This is a genomic window from Gilliamella sp. B3127 (assembly GCF_026536935.1).
Classification (GTDB): domain Bacteria; phylum Pseudomonadota; class Gammaproteobacteria; order Enterobacterales; family Orbaceae; genus Gilliamella; species Gilliamella apicola_E.
This window is the reverse complement of the sequence record NZ_JAFNNI010000001.1, coordinates 327,146-350,430: the sequence shown is the minus strand read 5'-3', so window position 1 is coordinate 350,430 and position 23,285 is coordinate 327,146. Positions and strand designations below refer to the sequence as shown.

General features: G+C 34.8%; 24 protein-coding genes and 1 pseudogene. 9 read left to right on the top strand and 16 right to left on the bottom strand.

Annotated features, from left to right (window positions below):
• Positions 1 to 2: 2 nt before the first annotated feature.
• The gene (aceE, locus tag J3U00_RS01555; RefSeq protein ID WP_267331290.1) at positions 3 to 2,669 is read right to left on the bottom strand and encodes a pyruvate dehydrogenase (acetyl-transferring), homodimeric type; all 2,667 of its coding nucleotides are present in this window, start codon (positions 2,667 to 2,669) and stop codon (positions 3 to 5) included.
• Positions 2,670 to 3,043: 374 nt separating this feature from the next.
• Here aceE and lipB point away from each other — a divergent pair, with 374 nt between their 5' ends.
• Together lipB and lipA are read left to right on the top strand one after the other, a co-directional pair.
• The gene (gene lipB / locus J3U00_RS01550) at positions 3,044 to 3,664 is read left to right on the top strand and encodes a lipoyl(octanoyl) transferase LipB (RefSeq protein ID WP_065734552.1); all 621 of its coding nucleotides are present in this window, start codon (positions 3,044 to 3,046) and stop codon (positions 3,662 to 3,664) included.
• A gap of 10 nt (positions 3,665 to 3,674) precedes the next feature.
• Complete coding sequence (lipA, locus tag J3U00_RS01545; RefSeq protein WP_065734553.1) at positions 3,675 to 4,628, top strand: lipoyl synthase; 954 nt, start codon at positions 3,675 to 3,677, stop codon at positions 4,626 to 4,628.
• 25 nt (positions 4,629 to 4,653) lie between these two features.
• On the opposite strand, the gene J3U00_RS01540 is transcribed toward lipA, so the two are convergent.
• The gene (locus J3U00_RS01540; RefSeq protein WP_267331289.1) at positions 4,654 to 6,426 is read right to left on the bottom strand and encodes a DUF3413 domain-containing protein; all 1,773 of its coding nucleotides are present in this window, start codon (positions 6,424 to 6,426) and stop codon (positions 4,654 to 4,656) included.
• Positions 6,427 to 6,604: 178 nt separating this feature from the next.
• Between J3U00_RS01540 and J3U00_RS01535 the strand changes: the two genes are divergently transcribed.
• From J3U00_RS01535 to J3U00_RS01525, 3 genes are all read left to right on the top strand, one after another.
• Positions 6,605 to 8,380 (top strand): AAA family ATPase, encoded by a 1,776-nt coding sequence (locus J3U00_RS01535; RefSeq protein WP_141673897.1) that lies wholly within the window; start codon positions 6,605 to 6,607, stop codon positions 8,378 to 8,380.
• Positions 8,381 to 8,518: 138 nt separating this feature from the next.
• The gene (fabA, locus tag J3U00_RS01530; RefSeq protein ID WP_065561925.1) at positions 8,519 to 9,040 is read left to right on the top strand and encodes a bifunctional 3-hydroxydecanoyl-ACP dehydratase/trans-2-decenoyl-ACP isomerase; all 522 of its coding nucleotides are present in this window, start codon (positions 8,519 to 8,521) and stop codon (positions 9,038 to 9,040) included.
• 98 nt (positions 9,041 to 9,138) lie between these two features.
• Positions 9,139 to 9,609 (top strand): thermonuclease family protein, encoded by a 471-nt coding sequence (locus J3U00_RS01525; protein WP_065561926.1) that lies wholly within the window; start codon positions 9,139 to 9,141, stop codon positions 9,607 to 9,609.
• Positions 9,610 to 9,628: 19 nt separating this feature from the next.
• On the opposite strand, the gene J3U00_RS01520 is transcribed toward J3U00_RS01525, so the two are convergent.
• From J3U00_RS01520 to J3U00_RS01505, 4 genes are all read right to left on the bottom strand, one after another.
• On the bottom strand, positions 9,629 to 9,910 hold the full coding sequence (locus J3U00_RS01520) for a DUF5339 domain-containing protein (protein ID WP_065561927.1): 282 nt from the start codon (positions 9,908 to 9,910) through the stop codon (positions 9,629 to 9,631).
• 157 nt (positions 9,911 to 10,067) lie between these two features.
• Entirely contained in the window at positions 10,068 to 10,277 is a 210-nt protein-coding gene (locus J3U00_RS01515; RefSeq protein ID WP_034909833.1) for a cold shock domain-containing protein, read from the bottom strand.
• 293 nt (positions 10,278 to 10,570) lie between these two features.
• Positions 10,571 to 11,380 (bottom strand): pyrroline-5-carboxylate reductase, encoded by an 810-nt coding sequence (gene proC / locus J3U00_RS01510; protein WP_267331288.1) that lies wholly within the window; start codon positions 11,378 to 11,380, stop codon positions 10,571 to 10,573.
• 108 nt (positions 11,381 to 11,488) lie between these two features.
• Positions 11,489 to 12,427: a type IV pilus twitching motility protein PilT gene (locus tag J3U00_RS01505; protein WP_267331494.1), complete on the bottom strand. Its 939-nt coding sequence runs from the start codon at positions 12,425 to 12,427 to the stop codon at positions 11,489 to 11,491.
• Between the two features lie 36 nt (positions 12,428 to 12,463).
• Here J3U00_RS01505 and J3U00_RS01500 point away from each other — a divergent pair, with 36 nt between their 5' ends.
• Together J3U00_RS01500 and J3U00_RS01495 are read left to right on the top strand one after the other, a co-directional pair.
• On the top strand, positions 12,464 to 13,165 hold the full coding sequence (locus J3U00_RS01500) for a YggS family pyridoxal phosphate-dependent enzyme (protein WP_065734557.1): 702 nt from the start codon (positions 12,464 to 12,466) through the stop codon (positions 13,163 to 13,165).
• A 36-nt stretch (positions 13,166 to 13,201) separates the two neighbouring features.
• Positions 13,202 to 13,759 carry a YggT family protein gene (locus J3U00_RS01495; protein ID WP_267331287.1) on the top strand — a complete coding sequence of 186 codons (558 nt, stop codon included), beginning with the start codon at positions 13,202 to 13,204 and terminating at the stop codon, positions 13,757 to 13,759.
• 27 nt (positions 13,760 to 13,786) lie between these two features.
• On the opposite strand, the gene J3U00_RS01490 is transcribed toward J3U00_RS01495, so the two are convergent.
• From J3U00_RS01490 to corA, 4 genes are all read right to left on the bottom strand, one after another.
• The gene (locus J3U00_RS01490; RefSeq protein ID WP_065561932.1) at positions 13,787 to 14,209 is read right to left on the bottom strand and encodes a YcgN family cysteine cluster protein; all 423 of its coding nucleotides are present in this window, start codon (positions 14,207 to 14,209) and stop codon (positions 13,787 to 13,789) included.
• Positions 14,206 to 14,454 (bottom strand): YcgL domain-containing protein, encoded by a 249-nt coding sequence (locus J3U00_RS01485; protein ID WP_267331286.1) that lies wholly within the window; start codon positions 14,452 to 14,454, stop codon positions 14,206 to 14,208. The genes J3U00_RS01490 and J3U00_RS01485 overlap by 4 nt, the downstream gene beginning before the upstream one ends.
• A 22-nt stretch (positions 14,455 to 14,476) precedes the next feature.
• Positions 14,477 to 15,436: a glucokinase gene (locus J3U00_RS01480; protein ID WP_065734559.1), complete on the bottom strand. Its 960-nt coding sequence runs from the start codon at positions 15,434 to 15,436 to the stop codon at positions 14,477 to 14,479.
• Between the two features lie 187 nt (positions 15,437 to 15,623).
• The gene (corA, locus tag J3U00_RS01475; protein ID WP_065734620.1) at positions 15,624 to 16,565 is read right to left on the bottom strand and encodes a magnesium/cobalt transporter CorA; all 942 of its coding nucleotides are present in this window, start codon (positions 16,563 to 16,565) and stop codon (positions 15,624 to 15,626) included.
• Between the two features lie 206 nt (positions 16,566 to 16,771).
• Between corA and ssb the strand changes: the two genes are divergently transcribed.
• Together ssb and J3U00_RS11610 are read left to right on the top strand one after the other, a co-directional pair.
• Positions 16,772 to 17,293: a single-stranded DNA-binding protein gene (ssb, locus tag J3U00_RS01470; RefSeq protein WP_267331285.1), complete on the top strand. Its 522-nt coding sequence runs from the start codon at positions 16,772 to 16,774 to the stop codon at positions 17,291 to 17,293.
• Between the two features lie 38 nt (positions 17,294 to 17,331).
• Positions 17,332 to 17,667: pseudogene (locus J3U00_RS11610) on the top strand (MarC family protein).
• A gap of 25 nt (positions 17,668 to 17,692) precedes the next feature.
• Here J3U00_RS11610 and J3U00_RS01465 read toward each other — a convergent pair.
• The 6 genes from J3U00_RS01465 to ihfB all read right to left on the bottom strand — a co-directional run bounded on the left by J3U00_RS01465 (position 17,693) and on the right by ihfB (position 23,213).
• Positions 17,693 to 18,382: a DUF2461 domain-containing protein gene (locus tag J3U00_RS01465; RefSeq protein WP_416379862.1), complete on the bottom strand. Its 690-nt coding sequence runs from the start codon at positions 18,380 to 18,382 to the stop codon at positions 17,693 to 17,695.
• Positions 18,383 to 19,147: a 3-deoxy-manno-octulosonate cytidylyltransferase gene (kdsB, locus tag J3U00_RS01460; protein WP_267331283.1), complete on the bottom strand. Its 765-nt coding sequence runs from the start codon at positions 19,145 to 19,147 to the stop codon at positions 18,383 to 18,385.
• A 20-nt stretch (positions 19,148 to 19,167) separates the two neighbouring features.
• Positions 19,168 to 19,347 (bottom strand): Trm112 family protein, encoded by a 180-nt coding sequence (locus J3U00_RS01455; RefSeq protein ID WP_220224904.1) that lies wholly within the window; start codon positions 19,345 to 19,347, stop codon positions 19,168 to 19,170.
• A complete protein-coding gene (lpxK, locus tag J3U00_RS01450) occupies positions 19,344 to 20,357 on the bottom strand; it encodes a tetraacyldisaccharide 4'-kinase (RefSeq protein WP_267331282.1) in 1,014 nt (337 codons plus the stop codon). Before lpxK ends, J3U00_RS01455 begins: the two co-directional genes overlap by 4 nt.
• 67 nt (positions 20,358 to 20,424) lie before the next feature.
• A complete protein-coding gene (locus tag J3U00_RS01445) occupies positions 20,425 to 22,722 on the bottom strand; it encodes a DNA internalization-related competence protein ComEC/Rec2 (RefSeq protein WP_267331281.1) in 2,298 nt (765 codons plus the stop codon).
• A 200-nt stretch (positions 22,723 to 22,922) separates the two neighbouring features.
• A complete protein-coding gene (gene ihfB / locus J3U00_RS01440) occupies positions 22,923 to 23,213 on the bottom strand; it encodes an integration host factor subunit beta (RefSeq protein WP_065561940.1) in 291 nt (96 codons plus the stop codon).
• Between the last annotated feature and the right edge of the window lie 72 nt (positions 23,214 to 23,285).

Here is a 23,285-nt window from a genome sequence, read left to right as displayed (position 1 = left end):
TCTTATGCAATACGTGGATTGAGTTTGTCAGCATTGATTTCGAACTTTTTAATCGCGTCTTCAACAATACTTGGCTGAATATCACCACGTTTAGCTAGTTCTCCTAGTGCTGCAATCACAACATAAGATGCATCGACTTCAAAATGATGACGTAAATTTTCTCGGCTATCACTACGACCGAATCCATCTGTACCGAGTACTCGGTAGCTTTCTGCTGGTACAAATCCTCGAATTTGTTCTGCATAAAGTTTCATGTAATCAGTGGAAACAACAGCAGGATTGTTATTCATTATTTGAGCAACATATGGCACTTTTGCTTCTTCGCTTGGATGTAACATGTTGTAACGTTCGCAATCTTGACCATCTCGAGCAAGTAAGGTGAATGACGTTACACTGTAAATATCAGAACTGACGCCATAGTTTTTAGCAAGGATATCAGCCGCTTCACGAACATGACGTAGCATTGATCCAGAACCTAATAATTGAACTGTTGGTTTGCCTTGTTGGCCTTCAACGGTATCTAACTTATAAATACCACGACGAATCCCCTCTTCTGCACCTTCAGGCATTGCAGGTTGGGCATAGTTTTCATTTAGTGTGGTGATGTAGTAGTAAACATTTTCTTGTTCACCATACATACGACGTAAGCCATCTTGCATAATAACCGCGACCTCATAAGCGTAGGCTGGATCGTATGATAAGCAGTTAGGGATGGTTAATGCTTGAATATGGCTGTGACCATCTTGGTGTTGTAAGCCTTCACCATTTAATGTTGTGCGACCAGAGGTTCCTCCAATCATGAAGCCTCGAGCTTGTTGGTCACCCGCCGCCCACATTAAATCACCAATGCGTTGGAAGCCAAACATTGAGTAATAGATGTAGAAAGGAATCATCGGTAAATCGTTATTACTATAAGAAGTAGCAGCCGCTAACCATGATGCAGTCGCGCCACATTCGTTAATACCTTCTTGGAGAATTTGACCTTTTTCATCTTCACGATAGTAAGCAACTTGCTCTTTATCTTGTGGGGTATATTGTTGACCATGTGGGTTATATATACCAATTTGGCGGAATAGACCTTCCATACCAAACGTACGCGCTTCGTCAGCGAGAATTGGTACTAGTCGCGGTGCTAAGTCTTTATCTTTTAGCATGATGTTAAGTGCACGCACAAAAGCGATAGTGGTTGAGATTTCTTTAGATTGTGCTTCAAGTAACGGCGCAAATTCGCTTAAAGGAGGGATAGAAACCGTTCCTGAGAATTTAGTTAGTCGTGAAGGCACATAACCATTTAATGCTTGACGTCGTTCATGGATATATTTGTATTCAGGGCTATGTTCTTCGAATTTGATATAAGGTAATTTTTCGAGTGCTTCATCAGTAACCGGAATGTTGAAGAAGTCACGAACATGGCGAACGCCATCCATATTCATTTTTTTGACTTGGTGTGCAATGTTTTTCGCCTCTGCGGCTTCACCCATTCCATATCCTTTAATGGTGTGGGCTAAAATAACTGTTGGGCGATCTTTTGTCTCTTTTGCTCTTGCAAATGCAGCAAACATTTTTTCGGGGTCTTGACCACCACGGTTTAGTCTGAAGATCTCTTCATCAGACATATCTTTGACTAATTCAGCCGTTTCAGGATATTTTCCAAAAAAGTGTTCACGTACATAAGCGCCGTCTTTTGATTTGAAGGTTTGATAATCGCCATCAAGAGTTTCATTCATTAAACGAATTAATTTTCCTGATTTATCTTTTTGCAATAATTTATCCCAACGATCGCCCCAAAGTACTTTAATCACATTCCAACCAGCTCCAGCAAACACACCTTCTAGTTCGTTCACTATTTTGCCATTACCGGTTACCGGACCATCAAGACGTTGCAAGTTACAATTGATAACAAAGACTAAATTATCAAGTTTTTCACGTGTTGCAACTGTAATTGCACCTTTTGCTTCTGGCTCATCCATTTCACCATCACCTAAGAACGCGTAAACAGTTTGTTCAGTGGTATCTTTTAAACCACGATGGTTTAAGTATTTTAAAAAGCGAGCTTGGAAGATTGCACTAATTGGTCCTAACCCCATTGATACGGTTGGGAATTGCCAAAATTCCGGCATTAATTTTGGATGAGGATAAGATGATAAACCTTTACCGTGAACTTCTTGCCTAAAGTTATCAAGCTGTTCTTCAGTTAAACGACCTTCAATAAAAGCGCGTGAGTAGATACCCGGTGAGATATGACCTTGGAAATAGATTAAATCCCCACCATCTTTTTCATTGCGAGCACGGAAGAAATGGTTAAAACATACTTCATAAAATGTAGCAGCAGATTGGAATGATGCCATATGACCACCAAGCTCTAAATCTTTTTTAGAAGCTCGTAAGACCATCATAATTGCATTCCACCGAACAATTGAACGGATTCGTCTTTCAATTTCCCAATCACCTGGATATGCTGGTTGTTCTTCGACAGGGATTGTGTTTATATAGTTACTGGTTGAAGAACCAAATAGTAAAGGGACACCACCATCTCTAGCTTTATTGACAATCTGTTCAATAATATATTGAGCACGTTCGACGCCTTCTTCTCGAATAATAGAATCTAAACTTTCCAGCCAATCCTTTGTTTCGACTGGATCGATATCATTCATTTGCATGTCCGACATATAAAACCTCTTTTTTGTTTAAAAAATGCAGTTTTTGCTATCCTTAGCTATAACAGACGCCATAACTAAAATTATAAGCTTCAACTTTGCATTACGGATGCTTAATTGATATCAGTCTGCCAGTTTCCATTAAAAAGTAAAGCAAACCACCGCCCTGAAAAGAATGTTAATTCCTATTAAATTAATCAACTATTTCAATTATTAATATAAATAAAAAGATAATTATTTGATATAAGTCAAATTTAACTCATGAGATTGGAAAGAATACTGCGTTTTGAGTTATACCTTGAATAGTTAGCGGTTGTCAAGTTATAGTAAAATCTGCTATATAGTTGTTAATTTATTGTTAAATTAAGACTGAATTGACAGATAATATGCCAAGTAAAAACGTCATTATTAAAGAGTTAAAAACTATGCCTTATTGGCATACTTATCAAGCTATGCATGATTTTACTCAGCAGCGTGATAAGCAAACTCAAGACGAGATTTGGCTAGTTGAACATCCTCCGGTTTTTACTCAAGGTAAGGTTGGAAAACCTGAGCACCTGCTTACTAAAACGGATATTCCTGTTGTGCAAACTGATCGTGGTGGTCAAATTACATACCATGCGCCTGGGCAACAAATTATGTATATCTTATTGGATTTAAAAAGGCGTAAAATAGGTATTCGTGATGTCGTCAATTATTTAGAAAATAGTGTTATTCAAACATTAAAACACTATGAGATAGTCGCATATTCAAAACAAGACGCTCCGGGCGTTTATGTCAATCAACAGAAGATCTGTTCTCTTGGATTACATATTAAGCGTGGCTGTACCTTACATGGATTAGCCCTTAATATCGATATGGATCTCACTCCTTTTAATTATATTAATCCATGTGGTTATGCTGGATTAGAAATGACGCAGTTGAAACAATATGTTTCAAAAATTGATCGCCAAGAGATTAACCATTTATTGACTGATTATTTTATTAATCAGCTACCAAACTATTAAGATGTGAATTATGCAAAATACTGAAATCCGCAGTTCAAAATATCGTGATGCCGAAAAAACGCGTCTAATTCCCTCAATCACTATAGAGGATACAGCTCCTTTAAAAAAACCTGATTGGATGAGAATTAAGTTGTCGGCAAATACAGAAAATATTACGCATATTAAAAATACGATGCGTAAACATGGGTTACATTCGGTTTGTGAAGAGGCTTCATGCCCTAACTTGGCGGAGTGCTTTAATCATGGGACCGCGACTTTTATGATTTTAGGGGATATTTGTACTCGTCGTTGCCCTTTCTGTGATGTTGCTCATGGTCGCCCTTTGCCACCAGACCGTGAGGAACCGAATAAGCTTGCGCAAACAATTCAAGAGATGAAATTGCGTTATGTTGTGATCACCTCTGTTGATCGTGATGACTTGAAAGATGGCGGAGCGAGTCACTTTGCTTCATGTACTCAAGAGATTCGTTCATTAAGTCCGAATATAAAAATTGAAACTTTAACTCCTGATTTTCGTGGTTGTGTTGATGAAGCCGTTGCGGTTTTAAGTGAAAACCCTCCGGATGTGTTTAATCATAATTTGGAAAATATTCCTCGGTTGTATAAAAAAATACGCCCAGGAGCAAGTTATGAGGGTTCGTTACAATTACTTGAAACGTTTAAACAAAAACATCCCGAAATTCCCACAAAATCAGGATTAATGGTCGGATTAGGTGAAACCAATGAAGAACTTATTCAGGTTTTAAAAGATTTGCGTAGCCATGGTGTTACCATGCTAACTTTAGGTCAGTATCTCCAACCAAGTAAGTATCATTTGCCAGTGGAACGTTATGTTTCACCTGAGGAATTTGATGAATTAAAACAAATGGCGCTGGCTATGGGATTTACCCATGCAGCTTGCGGGCCATTTGTGCGTTCATCTTATCATGCTGATCTACAAGCAATGGGAAAAGAAGTGAAGTAATATTCACCTCTTTGGAAAACATTGTTTAATTATCTACCACAATAAAATGACGATTTTCGGTGACAATTTGTAAGAATGTAGGTAAGTTTATCTTTTCATCTTTCAATTGATTACCGTTTAGATCATAGATCTTAGATCGTCCATACGCATCAATTACCACGGTTTTATTACCATAAAGCGCTGCAACCTGATTTTCACTTCCAGCTAGAATCCATTCACGCTCTTGTTGGTTAAATAGATTTTGACCTTGGCTATACTGTTTTGCAGATGTAGTGACGTTGAGAGCATCTTGCATTAATGTTCTTAATATATCCGTTTCAGAAGTTATATTATTAACTTCTTTTGCCTCTTTACCTGGCCATGAAATAATTAATGGTACTTTTAAGGCATTTCGATTAAAGTTAATTTCATCATTACGTAAAGCAGATTTTTTAGCATCATCTATTTTTATGTCATTAGAACCGGTAATAATAATTATGGTGTTTTCGTATGCATTAGATAATGTTAAATATGCAATTAAAGATTCTAAATATTGGTCGAGTTTTTTTGCATCTGTCTCTAATTCGGTTATTGGCATTTTTTTATTTTTGGCACCCAGTGAATATTGGATGACAGAAAATAGAGGAGCGTGGTTTTCGAGTTGATTTTGTTCATCGTGCCATGCCATCCAATTATCAGTGGTTTGCTTGTTAGACTGCTTTTTACCATCTGGGGTGGTGAAATTAGACAATAATGCATAACGATAAAGTGGTTCAGAAAAACCATCAGCAGAGAATAGACCAACGTTATAATGTTGTTTAGTTACAGTTTCGAATAATACCGATGGCTTATGCCCGGCCAAGATACTATTATAATAATTCGGGTCAAGGCCATAGAATAATGAGAAGTTATTTAAGTAGGCTTGGCTACTTGCGCCATAATGATTAGTAAATTGTATATTTTGGCTAGCAAATTCTTTCAGCCAAGGCATATTATTGGCTAATAGTCGATCATTCCAACCATTAATATCAATAATCAAGATATTCGGTTTATCTTGATTTTCATTAAATGAAATTTTATCGAGTGGATATTCAATAGCGATCGCAAATGGGTTACCTTCTTGAATTGCGCGATTACGATAACCATTCTCTTCAATAAATCCATAACGCTCAAGAAAATGACGCGCCGTTAACGGATACGATAGCGGTAAGCTTGATCGTTGCATCGTAATTGGACGATAGAAGTTAGCATCGGCCCAAATATGAATCAAATGTGATGAGACAAAGCATAGAATAAAACCTATTACTACAGGTCTGGCAAAACGTTTGCGTTTACTTAAACTGCGTTGTTTTTTCCAACTCCAAATCGAGAATAATATTTCAACCAAAAGAATAAAGGGTATTAATATAAATGCACTATTGAAAAAAGATGCTTTATCCGAGGTAAATAGTTGCCAGATAGATAAATTTAGATGCATTCTAAAATGCGAGAAAACTTCAACATCAATAAGCAGTAAACTAATTCCTATCGTTGCAACGATAGTTGCAATAATCCTTTGCCATCGTGAAGAGTGAATAAGAAAACTTAACGGAAAAAGCAATATCAAATAAACAATGAAAGTAAGAAAACTAAAATGCCCAATCGCACTAATAATTGCATAAAAACGCCCCATGAATGTTCGGGGCCAATCAGCAATGAGCAAATATTGGCTACCAAGTAAAATGACTACCAGAATATTAAATAGCGTAAACCAATGCCCCCAACTAACTATCTGCGAGGTTTTATCGTCTTTGATATGATTGTTTTTGAGTTTGAGCATATTTAATTGTAGTAATTACCAAGAAAAACTTAATTGAAATTTACGCCACAGTTTAACTGATTTTTTAAAATCTTTCCGTAATTTTTTTAGCATAAAGCCTTTGGTTATTTGTTGGCGTTGCTATCGATACTTGTTATAATTTGCTTTAATAATATAGCTAATTAAAAAGATACTAACTTTGGCAATCAAACAACTCAACTCTCAAGAAGTCCAACCTAACGTAAATGACATTGTAAATAATAGCGATATTAAAACAAATTTATGCAGTGATGGATTAACCAATTTGTTATCGTGGCAACCTCGCGTTGCTGCTGCTGTATCCTTATTGTGCAAAAATCATAATACGCAGTATCGTTCTCGCTTTGTGCTTTTAAAAGCATCTGAAAGCGAGCTTTTTTTTGATTTATTAAAGCAGTCGGTAAAGCGTAATCTCACAACGACCCATTTAGGTTATAGCTATTACTTTAGTGATAATAAAATTACCTTAACTGAAGCGAAAAGTAAGCAAGATAATTTTGCATCCCAAGATAATTGTCTATCAGCAACAATCGTTGATATGGAGAAACTATTTGGTTGTGTTAGGCAACCTGAAAATAGTCCAATCAAATTACAAGCTGGTTTAGTTCATGATGCTAATGGTGGTGTTTTAATTTTAGGATTGCGTTCACTGCTTGCGCAACCAGTAGTTTGGGCTAAGTTAAAACAGATGGTTCTGTCACAAACTTTTGAATGGTTTTCAGCTGATGATTCTCATCCATTACCATTATCTATTCCTGCCATGCCTTTGGATTTACGCATTATTTTAGTCGGAGATAGGCTCTCTCTAGCTGAATTGCAGGAATTTGAACCAGAATTTTATTCATCATCTATTTACGCTGAATTTGAAAGTGAAATGCATATAACTGAACCTCAGCGAATTAATGATTGGATGAATTATTTACAATTTATAAGCCACCACTTAGCGCTACCCAAAATTGAGCAATCTGCTTTTGCTAAAATTTATAAACACGCAACAAGATATACGGGTGATCAATATTATTTACCACTTAGCGTTGAATGGGTGCAATCGATTCTGCTAAATTCATCTTATTTTATAGAAAATGAGAATATTGATGCTTCAGCCGTCACAAAGGCTTTAGAACAAAAAGCATGGCGAGAAAATTATTTAGCTGAGCGGTTCCATGATGAGATTTTTACCAATCAAATTTTGATTGATACTCAGTCACAAGTGGTTGGGCAGATTAATGGGTTGTCAGTTATTGAATACCCCGGTTATCCAAAAGCGATTGGTGAGCCAACACGGTTAAGCTGTCTTGTCCATTTTGGTGACGGTGAATTAATTGATATTGAACGTAAAACCGATCTTGCTGGCAATATTCATTCTAAAGGGATGATGATTATGCAAGCGTTTATTATGTCGGAGTTTGCAATCAATCATCAACTTCCATTTTCTACGTCATTAGTATTTGAACAATCCTATAATGAGATTGATGGCGATAGCGCTTCACTAGCGGGGCTTTGCGCGCTGATTAGTGCACTATCTAATCAACCTATCGATCAGCAATTAGCTGTGACAGGATCTGTTGACCAATTTGGCCATGTTCAATCTATTGGTGGCGTTAATGAGAAAATAGAAGGATTTTTTGCTGTTTGTCAGCACCAAGGTTTGACTGGCCAACAAGGCGTTATTATTCCTGCTAGTAATCAGCGCCATTTAAGCTTAAGCGATGATATTATTGAGGCAATTAATAATGATAAATTCTCTATTTGGACTGTCGAACATGTCGCCGATGCGCTCTATTTATTAACTGGTATTCCTTACAAAGATGAGAATAATATTAGTCTTTATAAGTTGATTCATGCTCGTATGCAATCAATGCTAATTCAAGATAGAAGACGTGATGGTTGGCTCAGTCGCTGGAAAAAAATTGCAAAAAGTAACAATACACAATAAACTTGAGACCAAAATTTCATTGATGCGATTAATGAAATAATCATTTAAAACTTTACAGCTTAGGTTAATTATTAGTTTTTTAATCAATAATGATTCTATAAGCAATTATGTAATGACAACAAAATAAAAGGTTTTTTTATGACATTTGAACGTAAATCTTCGTATGATAAAGCAGATCTAATTAAATCAGGTAATAGTGAATTATTTGGTCATGATGGACCGCCATTACCGTCTGATTTGATGCTAATGATGGATCGCGTTATTGAAATGAATGAAGACGGTGGTAGTTTCGGTAAAGGTTATGTTGAAGCTGAGTTTGATATTAATCCTGATTTATGGTTTTTTAAATGTCATTTCAAAAACGATCCGGTAATGCCTGGTTGTCTTGGTCTTGATGCTTTATGGCAATTAGTCGGTTTTTATTTAGGCTGGATTGGCGGTAAAGGTAAAGGCCGAGCGCTTGGTGTTGGTGAATTAAAATTAAAAGGTCAAATATTACCTAATAACAAAAAAGTGACTTATAAAATTAATTTTAAACGTGTTATTAATCGTAAATTAATCATGGGAATCGGCGATGGTGAAGTTTACGTTGATGGTAAATTAATTTATGAAGCAACTGATCTTAAAGTTGGTTTATTTAAAGACACGTCTGAATTTTAATTCAATATAATCTTACACTCCTTGCTCACTATTATTAATTATTGATAATTAGCAAGGAGTAGCTTTTTTTACGCTACTATTTTAAGAAACAATCCGTAATGTATTTTTTAAGAAAATCTCTCCTAATCCTCTTATTTGTTGTAATCGGTCAAGCACAAGCAGACTTTAATGGTAAAGTTGTAAAAGTAATTGATGGTGATACCGTTGATATATTAACAAATAAAAAAATTCGCGTCCGGTTACTCGATATTGATGCTCCAGAAAGACACCAAGCATATGGTAATGCATCAAGAAAATACTTAGCATCGTTGATTGCGGGTAAAACTGTTTATGTTAAAGAAAATAAAAAGGATATTTATCAACGGACCTTAGGCGTCATCTATCTAAAACAAGTCAACATTAATGCTAAGATGGTGGAAAATGGCTTTGCGTGGGCTTACCGCTTCAAAGGCGTTGCTAGTAATAAGAATATGGTAAAGCTCGAATTAAAAGCTAAACAAAACAAAAAAGGACTATGGAAAGATAAACATCCAATAGCCCCTTGGGATTTTCGCTATCGTAAGAAATAATAGCGTCTAAACAATGACTTTATTTTTTAGCTGGGATTGAAGCTTCTAGTTGTTTTAATACTTCAGTTGCTTGTTTACAGCCTTCTTCTTGGTTAGCTGTAGGCATTGCAGAAATTTGTTGTTTAGCTGTTTCTAAGTTTTGTTTGATCATGTCTGTTTGTTGTTTAGTCGCAGCATCATCAGGGATTGATTTAACAAAGCTATCAACTTTTTCAAAGTAAGTTTTGCAAGATTCTGATAACTCAGCCATAGCAACAGAAGATAAACCTAATAATGCAACAGATAATACTAATTTTTTCATTGTTTCTTTTCCTTAAAATTATAAATATTTAGAACATAAAATATGTTATTGAATTACTTCGGAGGGATAATATAAGAATTGCTAAGGAAAGTCTATAATTTAAATGTAAAAACTCTTATCAGTATTTGAATACTGATAAGGTTATATGAGAATACAATTAGATAATTGTAACATCAGCAGCAGCAGGGCCACGAGGACTATCCTGGATAGAGAACTCAACTTGTTGACCTTCGCCTAAAGTTTTAAATCCATCGCCAGAGATTGCAGAAAAATGAACAAACACATCTTTACTTCCATCAGCAGGTGAAATAAAACCAAAACCTTTACTTTCATTGAACCATTTAACTTGACCAGTTTTTTTAGACATAAAAATCTTCCTATAAATAAATTAATTACAGCCATCAAAGGCGAAACATTAGAACATAAAACCTAGACTACTTATTAACAAACAGAAGAGAAGACTGAAGAGAACTAATACAAATGTGATTAAAGTAAACTACAAACTGCATAAATCTAAATGTTACAAAATATATCTGCATGTAATATGCTGAGGACTATTAACTCATAAATAGATGACTAATACAAGCAATGATTTGCTATTATTTACAATTAAAAATGAAATGAACAATAACTATTTGTTATTGTTCATGTTAACAATCTTTAATTTTTTGACAAATCTTTGGATTTTTGAATTGAAGCCTCTACTGCGTCAATGATAGCTGCTCGAAAGCCTTTTTCCTCAAGTACTTGCACGCCTTCAATTGTAGTACCGGCTGGTGAACAAACCATATCTTTTAATTCACCTGGATGTTTTCCTGTCTCCAGCAATAATTTAGCTGAACCCATCACTGTTTGTGCCGCAAATTTGTAAGCTTGTTTTCTAGATAAACCACCTTTAACTGCACCATCAGCCAATGCTTCAATGAACATAAATACAAATGCAGGAGAAGAGCCACTTGCCCCAACTACGGCATCAATTAAGTATTCAGGTACAACTTCTGTTTCACCAATACAATTTAATAAAGTTTCAACAATTGTTAATTCTTGATCAGTAATTTCTGTATTAGGTGTGATAGAACACATAGCGGCATTAACTAAAGCTGGAGTATTTGGCATAACTCTAACAATTTTTTGTTCATAGCCTACACATTGCGCAATAGTTTTAATCGTTACACCGGCGGCAATCGAGATGACAATGGTATTTTTTTTTAACTCTTTTTGAATATCATTTAATACATCCACAATAACATTGGGTTTAACTGCTATGAAAACAATATCTGATTCTCGTGCAACATCTTTTGCCGATTCTAAATTATTTATTGAATGCGTTTGATTAAGTGCTTGGCCCTTTTCGGGATGAGGATCATAAACGTAAATTTGCGTTCCCGGCACAATATTACTTGCTAAAATACCTTGTAAAATAGCATTACCCATATTACCAATACCGATAAGACCTATACGCTGTTCCATTTGTTTATACCTTTATGAATGAAATACTATAAAGATTATAAAATAAATTTTTGAATAAAACTTATAAAATTTACGAATAAAAAGAAGACAAAATTTTTACTATTTAACTTAATCAATCATTAATTGCATACCAACTTGTTGACCTGTTTGCATTAATGATAATATCTGCCTTGTTTTACCTTCGTTGATCAAATTGCTGACGGCTGGGGTGTTGATCAGAACTTCAAAAATAGCTTTTCGACTTTGTTTATAAGGTATTAATTTTTGGCAGACTATCGCTTTTAAACTATTTGATAGCTGAGTGCGAATTAATGCACGTGTCCCCTCTTCAAAGGCATCAATAATACGGTTGATTGTCTGTATTGCAGTACGAGTGTGCAATGTAGCAAGAACTAAATGACCGGTTTCAGCAATAGTTAATGCAGCTTGAATGGTCTGTTTATTGCGTAATTCACCCAATAAAATGATATCTGGATCTTGCCTTAATAAACTATCAATTGCATCACCAAAATGGTTAATTTCGCGTTGTTGGATAAGTGATTTATCACTTTGATAAATGAACTCAATAGGGTCTTCTAATGTGATAATATGTTTAGCTAACGTCTGATTTATATGATTAATTAATGCAGCTAAAGTTGTCGATTTTCCACTACCTGTTGCGCCAGTAACTAAGATAATTCCAGATTCTGCTTTTGCTAATTCATTTAGTACATCAGGTGCCTGAATATCAGTTAAGCTTGGTATTTTTTGCTTAATAATTCGAAATACGGCTGAAATACCACGTTTTTGAAAAAAAATATTTACCCTAAAACGGCCTATATCTTCAAGATGATAACCAAAATCAATTTGTCGATGCTGTTGTAATAGTCCCTTTTGATCGTCATTTAATAGATCAAATAAATCAATTTCAAGTTTTTGTGGCGATAATTCATCTTGTGCAATAGGTTTTAGCTCACCATTAATACGAATCCACGGTTTTTCACCACTAGAAAGATGCAAATCAGAAGCTTTTTGCGTTACACTAAAAGCCAACATTGAATTTATCATTTTCACTCACTATCCATTAGTTTATTGGGAATTAATATGAATACAGTACATGACAATTTAATCAAGATTAAAAATGAAATACATAAAATTGCCTTAGATTGCGATCGAAATCCCAATACAATTGAACTTATTGCAGTAAGTAAAACCAAGCCGGTCACATTAATCGCTCAAGCAATTGATGCAGGCCAATTAGCCTTTGGTGAAAATTATGTTCAAGAAGGTGTTGAAAAGATTGCTTACTTTAATAAAAATATGCCGAATACCCCGATTACTTGGCATTTTATCGGGCCATTGCAATCAAATAAAACTAAGTTAGTTGCTGAAAATTTTGATTGGATGCACACCATTGAACGTTTCAAAATTGCTCAGCGTTTAAATGATCAGCGACCTACAGATATGGATAAGTTAAATGTTCTTATTCAGGTAAATATTAGTAATGAAGAGAGTAAATCTGGAATTGCAGTAGATGAAGTCGCCGATTTAGTTAAGCAGATAATTACATTACCTAATTTAAGGTTACGTGGCCTTATGGCCATCCCCGAGATAGAAAATGATTATGCCAAACAGCTTGAGGTATTTGAACAGATGACTCAGCTTTTAGAATCATTGAAAACGGATTATCCTTTTTTAGATACATTATCAATGGGCATGTCAGGCGATATGAAAGCAGCTATTGTTGCAGGCAGTACAATGGTTCGCATTGGTAGTGCAATCTTTGGTGCACGGCAATATGTGTGATATATTGCAGATCATTTTAGATTTTAGGAGTATTAAATGATTTCGTTAATCTTCTTAGGAAGGGCTATTTTCACTATTTGCTTATACATACTTATTCTACGTTTGTGGATGCAGTATGCGCGAGTAAATTTTCATAATCCCTTTACTCAATTTATTGTTCGTATTACCCAACCGATTATTGGTCCAATGCGAAAACTTATTCCATCTATTGGTCGTATCGACACGGCGACATGGATTCTTTTTTATGCAGTTGCATTACTAAAAATTATGTTTATTTTCCGTTTTGAGGGATATAACGCACCGTTGTTTAGCCCTTATTACCTATTATTCGCCTTGGCTGCAATGGCTCATTCGGTTGGACACCTCATTTTTTGGTTATTATTATTCAGAGCTATTTTAAGTTGGGTTAGTCGTGGACAATCTTATACTGATGAATTACTTGCTCAATTAACAGAACCACTTATTGCACCTATTCGGCGCATTATACCGCCATTAGGTATGATTGATATTTCATTTATGATATTTGTTTTTATATTAATGTTTTTAAACTTATTAGCTGTCGATTTTCTTGGAAATTTATGGCTTATACTATAAAAATAAAAGAGAGCCTAGGCTCTCTTTTTAAATAATATGATCTTCCCAACAAATCACATCTTTTTCATACACAATTCGATTTTTGACTGATATTTTTAATTTGTGCATTAACTTTTTATTTCCAACAATTAATGGATGCCATTGCGGTAACTGCCCTGTTTCTGAAAAATAACGATAAGCGCAAGTTGCTGGTAACCACTCAATTGTCAGTAAATTTTCCCTTGTCAGCTTGATGCAATCAGGCTCATATTTAAAACGGTTGTGGTAATGTCTGCACTGGCAGGTATTTGAATCAAGCAAATTACATGCAACATTGGTATACAGTATTTCGTCAGTATCCTCGTCCTGTAATTTATTTAGGCAACATTGGCCACAACCATCGCATAGTTGTTCCCACTCGTCATCACTCATTTGATCTAAAGTTTTATATTCCCAAAATGGTTCAATCATACTTTAAAATCGTCTTCATTTAACATTTGTAAGAAAAATCCATCCGCTTTAATTTTTTCCTCAATTTCCTGTGCTGTTCCTACCACAAAACGCCGTTTACCATCGAGTAAGACTTTCATGACAAAAGCTGGCGTGCCAAAAATTGACATAATTTTTTCAGGAATTGGAGAGAAATCGTTCTCTTTTTCCATATAGAAATAACAATTTTCTTTTTTTGTGCTTCTATAAATATAACACCACATCATAAACTAAAATCCTATTTCTCAATTATCTCAGGCTATTTTGCAAATAGACACCTGCACCAAATAATCCCGGATCTTTATGAGTAATCACATAAACAGGAATTTTTTTAACTAAATAAGACATACGACCTTTATGTTCAAATGCTTCTCTAAATGGTGATGATTTAAAAAATTCTATAAATCTAGGCACAATACCGCCAGCAATATACACACCGCCTTGAGTATTAAGTGTTAAGGCTAAATTACCCCCAAATCGCCCCATAAAAGTACAAAAATGAGTTAATGTTTCTGAGCAAATTGGGCAACTATTTGATAATGCTTTATTCACAATAATATCTGGGGTGATATCTTCAACTGGTTGATTATTGATCTGTAACAAAGCTTGATAGATATTAACAATACCATTACCCGATAAAAAACGCTCTGAAGAAACTCGACCAAATTTTTTTCTTAACTGAGCTAAAATTCGATCTTCTTGTTCATTAACCATAGGTAATTCTGTATGACCACCCTCGCCTGATAGGCTAATCCAATGACCATTGACTTTAACTAAATGAGAAACCCCTAACCCCGTTCCGGCACCATAGATTGCTATTGGATAATCAAGATTCGGCTCCTCACCACCAATTTTAACCACATCTTGCGCGGATAATTGAGGAATAGATGTTGAAACTGCAGTAAAGTCATTAATTACTTCTAACTTAGTTAGTTTAAGTTCTTTGATAAGTTCTGAACGAGAAAACGACAAATTATTATTAGTCATTTCAATCAAATCACTTTCATTGATTGGGCAAGCTATGGCAATGCAAGCCATATCCACTGTTACCGCTTGGGATTTCAAATAGTTTTTAATTAATTCAAGTAGTACATCATCTTTTGAAATGAGGATTTTAGTTATTGCGGATAATTCATTAGTTGCTAAATCATAAAGTGCAAAACGAGCGTTGGTTCCACCAATGTCCGTAACTAGTGCATATTGACTCATGTTATTCCCTTTTTCTAAAAATAAAATCTTTCTATATGAACAATAGTTCAATAAATATTAAAAATAAAACTGGCAATATTATGGACTATTTATAATGATTTAACTAGATTGCTTTAACAGAATTTACTATTACCGCTAACAAAATTGTTAGCGGGTAATTTTTAAAAAGTTGAAAGGAAAATAACCACTAAAGCCATTTTTTGAGTTTAAAGTAAATGTAAGGAGCGACCCCTGCTATTAACATCAACAATAAAGATAATGGATATCCATATTCCCATTTTAACTCAGGCATATTTTCAAAGTTCATACCATATGCTGATGCAACTACTGTTGGTGGTAAAAATACCACAGAAACAACCGAGAAAATCTTAATTATTCTGCTTTGTTCAATATTTATAAAACTAGTAGCTGCTTGCATTAAAAAGTTAACCTTTTGGAATAATGACTCATTATGGGGTACCAATGATTCAATATCTCGAATAACTTCTCTCGCTTGTTCTAACTGTTCAACAGGCATCTTAGCACGACGAACTAAATAGTTAACCGCACGCTGACTATCCATTAAACAGAGACGTACTTTCCACGCCGTATCTTCGAGCTCAGCTAAGGAAGTAATCGCTTCATCATAATGCTCTTGAGCGGAACGATCCATAATAATTAAGCTCAATTCTTCTAGCTCACTATATATGTTTTCAATTTGATCGGCTAACTGTTCAACTTTAACTTCAAATAAATCTAATAAAACTTCATACGGATTCCCATCATTCATTCCCTGATAACGAGAACGCATTCGGTATAGTCGAAACGCAGGTAAATCGCGTTCACGCAATGTAAATAAACGTCCATTATGCACTGTAAAAGCGACGGTAGAGTTACCGGCACGATCTTCTGCATCTTCATAAAAAAAGAAGGAGTGAACATGTAGTCCTTCATTATCTTCGAAAAAACGAGCTGATGCTTCAATATCGTCTAATTCGATACTTGTTGCTAAATTTTGACCTAAATTGGTCAGGATGAATTCACGATCAGCTTCTTCCGGCTCGATCAAGTCAATCCAAGTCGCATTCTTTATATCGCCTTCATTAATTTTTACTAATTGTTTGTTTTTTAATCCAAACGCATTAATCATAAGGCCTCCAGCAGAAAAATGTTTAAGATATGAAATGGGTGGCATTATACTCGTTATAGGCAAAAATTCCTATGTCTAAGCCAATCTTTCTGAATTTTTAAAATTTGGATACAAACTTCCAAATTTAAATTAAATTCGGTGATGTTATTTCAGTCTCATGTTACAATAGCGCAATTATATATCTATGCAATTGTTAGGAGTTTATAATGGCAACCCGAGGAATTAATAAAGTCATTTTAGTTGGTAATTTAGGTCAAGATCCAGAAGTACGTGTCATGTCAACTGGTAATACTGTCGCAAATTTTAATGTTGCTACATCAGAAACTTGGAAAGACAAGCAAACTGGCGAGAATCGAGAAAAAACAGAATGGCATCGAATTGTCGTATTTGGTAAATTAGCTGAAATTACTGGTGAATACATTAAAAAAGGAACACTCGTTTATATTGAGGGGCAACTACAAACTCGTAAATGGCAAGACCAATCAGGTCAAGATCGTTACACTACAGAAGTTGTTATCAACCCTATTGGTGGCGTATTGCAAATTTTAGGTAACCGCCCTAATAATGACTCTTATAATGAAGGTTCAAAAAGTTGGGGACAAAGTGCAAATAATACATCCTCTGTGCCAACTACTCCTGCAGCACCTCGTGCTTCATCAACTGCACCAGCAAGTCAACCAGCTATGCCAGAACCACCAATGGATTTCGATGACGATATTCCGTTTTAATCGTTATTTACTCAATTCGTTTTTATATAGGCGTATAAATTACGCCTTTTTCAAATAATATTGCATTTATACCTCTTGCTATACCAAGCACCACTGGTCTAGGAACTATTTCGATGATTATCAGTATGTCCTCAACTTTGAAAAGTGGGGGATATAACCTATCAACTTGGGTAGTTTATGCATCATCTATTCCATTACTATTATGTATTATTTTATAGTTCTGTATGCGTAGCGCAGGCAACATAATGCGGTTTATGGGAAAAAGTGGCATTGAAGCCACTTCGAGAATTATGGGCTTTTTATTAGTTTGTGTGGGTGCCCAGTTTATTATAAATGGTGTTAAAGAATTAATTTTAAGCTTTCAAAATATTTGAGGAGCGCTATTTTTTAATATCTATTTTACAGATTTGGAATGTTTTTAATCATTTCAACCCGCATTAAATAATCATATAGTGGTAATAGTTGTTTAAAACCTTTAGCAAGTTTATCAGCTAAATTACCATCTAATACATCTTCAATATGATTATTGGTTACCATCACAGCAAGACTTTTTCGGTTATACCATGTCGATATTTTTTCATCTTTGATTAAAGGTCTTTTGTAAGACTCACCAACTAATTCAAATGGCTTTTTAACACATCGAATAACTTTTAGAAATTTTTCGGTATCATTTAAAATTTCTTCACGAAATATATCCATAGTCTGTTTCGATGCACAATAATAACCTAATCCGTAACGATAACAATCTGGACTGATTTCAAAAAAATAGGCTGGCGCCTCTTTCCAATCACGATTTGGGCGTTTGAAAGTTAACCATAGTCGGCTACGATATAACGATTTGTCTTTTGAGAATCGAGTATCACGATGAATACGAGATATGGTTTTACCAATAGCGGGACGCGTTTCAAACCACTCATCAATTTTTAGCATAGCTGGCGTTAACTGCTCAACTAATAATCTAAAAGGTTTTACTAAATCATTGTCATAAATAGCTCGGTGTTCATCAAACCAAACCTTACTATTATTAATCCATGCATCTTGTAAAAAGTTTAATCCTGCCTGAGTAAAACCTGTAAACGTTGCCATCATCTACTCCTTAAATAATGTTCTTACTTTTTCTAAATCTTCTTGAGTATCGACACCAATTGCTGGAGGTTCTTTAGCTACAGCGACATGAATTTTTTCACCATACCAAAGTACACGCAGTTGTTCTAGCATTTCAATTGACTCTAATGCCGAAGGTGCCCATTTTATATACTGCCTAATAAAACCAGCTCGATAAGCATAAATTCCTATATGACGTAAATAAAAATCGCCAATTTGATCTACCTTACCTTGCTCATTTAAATTAGCAAAACGGTCTCGCTCCCAAGGAATAGTCGCTCTTGAAAAATAAAGTGCATAACCATCTTTATCTGTCACGACTTTTACTGCTCCCGTATTGAACGCCTCTTCAACGCTATCAATAGGAACAGCTAACGTCGCCATGCCAGTTTTGAATTTCACTAGATTTTCGGCTACCTGATCAATAATAACTGGGGGAATCAAAGGCTCATCACCTTGAACATTAACGATAACTTCATCATCAGCAAATTTGTAACTATCAATTACTTCCGCTAACCGTTCTGTACCGGAATTATGCTTATCGCTAGTGAGAATTACTTCACCATTATAGCTTTTGACTACATCAAATACTTGTTGGTTATCAGTTGCAATGATTACTCGATTAGCTGACGATTTTTTAGCCTGCTCCATAACTCGAATTATCATTGGTTTGCCATGAATATCTGCAAGCGGTTTTCCTGGCAAACGACTTGAAGCATATCTTGCAGGAATAATTACCGTAAAAGTCATAAAATTACCTCTAAACTTTTTTATTCTTTATCACAATGAGATGGAACTAATTGCTTTGCTTCGCTTGCTAATAAAACCGGAATACCATCTTTAATCGGGTAAACCAACCGATCTTTTTGGCAAATTAATTGTTGATTTTGCTTATCATACTCCAATTGACCATGGCATATAGGACAAGCAATAGCGCTTAATAGAATCATTTTTTTTCTCTTAGTGATTTTTTTTCTACAAACAGTGAATAAATCTTTTCAATAGCTTGATTAGGTATTACTGCATCAATGGGTAAATACCACCAGTTAGGTAATGCAAATTGACGACATTTTACTGCATCTTTTTCAGTCATTAAAAGTGTTTGATTATTTTCCACTACTTTCTCTAATAACGGAAGCGTAAAATTTTGGTGATCAGCAAAAGATTCTGTATGAACTAAATCAGCTTTCATTTTAATTAGCATATCAAAAAAACGCTTTGGATTACTGATACCTGCAATTGCACAAATATGATGAAGTGATGACAATTCACATTGTTGGTTAGTTAAGAGATTTACTACATGACCAGGTAATAATTGCATGGTGAAGGTTTTATCTGGAAATTGATTTACTATATCACCTGTACTATCGCCATTGATAATAATTAAATCAACTGATTTTAATCTTTCTCTTCTTTCTCGCATAGGTCCAGCAGGTATCCACCACCCATTACCAAATTGGCGTTTCCCATCGACCACAACAATTTCAATATCACGAGCTAAAGCATAATGCTGTAGACCATCATCGGTTAAAATCACATCCAATTGATAAGATTCTAATAACGCTTTAACTGCGTCAACTCGTTTTGGCGCGACTGCTACCGGTATATGGGTTCGCTGAAAAATTAATACAGGCTCGTCACCGGCTTGTTCAGTTCCAGTATGTTCATCTAAGACTAATGGATAGTGATCAGATTTTCCACCATAACCTCGCGAAACTAATCCTACTTTTAGTCCTTTAGATTTCAACGCCTCAATTAAACTAATGGCAAGTGGCGTTTTACCATTACCACCCGCCGATAAATTTCCAATAACAATAATTGGAACAGGAGACTGCCATGATTTTAATACACCAAGTGTGTATAGTTGACGACGAACGGAAGCAATAAATCCATATAATAATGAAAATGGCAGTAGCAACCAAAATGATTTATTTTTACCATACCACAGTTTTTCAATCATCATATCGCCCGCTATTTTCAATCATTTTTAAACCTTTAGTAACCCTATTTAAAGTACTTCCCTTATTTTACTCATAAAACGGTAAACTACCAAACCAATCATGATACCATCTTGGATTAATGTCATGTCGCAACGTTTTTTGCTGCCATGAAGTAGGATAAAAAAACAGACTTATTTGCCCTTCTCTTCCTGTAACAAAATAATTAATATTTAACTCTTTATAACGAGCAGTGATTTTATTTGAAGGGAGTTGCCAAGGGTTATAACGTGAGGTTGAAGTTAATGCATTAACTGGATTAACGTAGTTTAAAAATGGGTAACTTGACGAAGTATTACTACCATGATGTGGAGTCTGTAATATTGTTGAAGATAGATTTTTCTTATGTTGCATAACTAAATCATACTCTTGCCTTCGTTCTAAATCACCGGTTAACAGCACTGAAAATCGACCATCAGTAAGTTGTATTACGCACGAATCAGCATTTTCCGTGTTATCAACTAATTTAGTCGGCCATAGCACTTTAAGATTTAAGTGTTTCCAATAAAAATTATGCTTGGCTAAGCAATTATAATCATTGCGTAAACTTAAAGATGAACTCATAAGCCAGGCATTGGGATAACGTTGTTGTAAATAGGATAATCCTCCAACATGATCATTGTGACTATGGCTAATAATAATCCCTTCAAGCTGGAGATTATGCCATTGCAGAAAAGGAGTAATAATTTGCTCTGCTGCTGAGCTGTTTTCCCATTTTGCACCCGTATCATATAAAATAGCTGATTCACCATTGTGAATTACAATAGCAAGACCATGCCCAACATCTAGCATATCCATTCGCCAAAGATAATCTGGTTGTTTATAGAAAGGAGAAAAAGCCAGCGTCAAAATAATGAAAAGTGTAAAACTAAACCTTCGCCAAACTGCTGCTCTTATTATTATAAAGGCTAACCAACCAATAAAGCTTAGAAAGTAAAAATCCACTGAGATAGTTAACCACATATAATTTAGACAATCTAAACAATGAAATAACCATTCAAGCGAATATTGGGCAACAAACCAGAACCATAAAGCAAGATAAAAACAGTTGATTAAACTAAATACTAGTCCCAGTAAAATTGCTGGGAAAGTAATTAGAGAGATAATAGGAATAGCAATCAAGTTAGCAACCAGTGAAACAACGCTTATACCATGAAAAACATACAATTGGATTGGTAGAAGTAATAGTGTCAAACCAAATTGTAAATGTAATAATCTAAATAAATACCACCGTTTTTTATTTTTCATCGCGTTAGGTAGTGGTAACCAATCAAACAAAAAAATTAAACTAACAACAGCATAGCAAGACAACCAAAAACTTTCGGACAATATCATTAATGGATCAATAATTAATAGTAATGCAATAATACGATTAACTTTTTGCCACGCACTTATTTGATTATTCTTATAACGTAAATATATCCAAATCGATAAAGCAAAAATCGCTCGTAATGTTGGTGGATTAAAGCCGGTTAACCACGTATAACCAATACTGCACAACCAACCTACTATAATCGGTAGGAAGAAATAAATATAACGTTGTGGTAAGCAAAAAACGAATCCTTTAGTTATTCCAAAGCAAATATAAAAGACTAATAGAATATGCATTCCAGAAATAGCCATTAAGTGAGCAACACCTGTTTGCATCATTGTTATTCGATTATGAGTTTCAAGTTGTGAGCGATCACCAAAACCAAGTGCTAATAAAATATCTCGATAACTAAATAAATTAATATAAGGTAGGCATTTATCTGCAACGATTTGTCGAAAATTAGATTTATCCTCGAGTAAAACTGATTTGATGACTTTTGCTTTTAATAAAGATTTATTGGCTATCGCAAATCGTTGTTTATCAAATCCTCCTTCATTTAAATAACTATGGACTACTTTAGTTTTTATGGTTAATTGCCAAATTTGTCCAGCTTTTATTAATTCGGGTTGTTCCCAATAGATAATGACGGGTATGGGTGAAGGCAAAGGTTGATCGGAAATATTGGTAATTGAAAATTTTACATAATGGGGAGTCATGGTTTGAATTTTAGCAGGAGCCTGTGTATTAATACTTTCAACTTTTGCCGTTATTGCTAATGTTTGGTCAATATAAGGTTCAATTGAACTGAGATATTGCTTTGCTATAGCGGTCGACCAGAGAAAGCTTAATCCAAGGATGATGATAAAAGTAAAATAACGTTGAAATTTAGCCGCTAAAATAATCAGTATCAAAGCTAAAATATACCAATCTTGATCATTGGGTAACGATGGTAAAAAAATTAATGGAATGCTACCTAATGAAATTGCTATTGCCATTAAATCTATTGAACACCGCATCAACTTCTACTTCTTATATTGACTAAACAGCCAATCTAACATGCTCAGACTTTTTTGAAGTTAATTTATAATTAATATTAGATCTCTATTCCAATTTACAGATAACTCTTTCACTTTTTATATTAAAGAAAATAACTTATTCAATAACAAAAAAGCCTTTGATTTTACTCAAAGGCTTTTTTGTTATTAACTAAATTTAATTATGCTTTAGCTGCATTATTTACGCGTTCACGTAGCTCTTTCCCTGGTTTGAAATGAGGAATATATTTGTGTTTAACTTCAACATTTCCACCTGTTCTAGGGTTTCTTGCTTTACGTGGAGCACGATAATTTAAGCTGAAACTACCAAAACCGCGGATTTCAACACGATCGTTAGTCTCCATCGCTAATGCGATTTGCTCAATAATATCTCTAACAGCATCATCAACCAGTTGCACAGGAAGGTGTGCCCGCCAGTTGACTATTTTTTCAGCTAAATCGGATCTGTTCATGGTCACTCCTAATTTAATTTATGTAGTATATAATTTATTCATTTTATACCACAAAAGAAAAAGAGGGCAAGC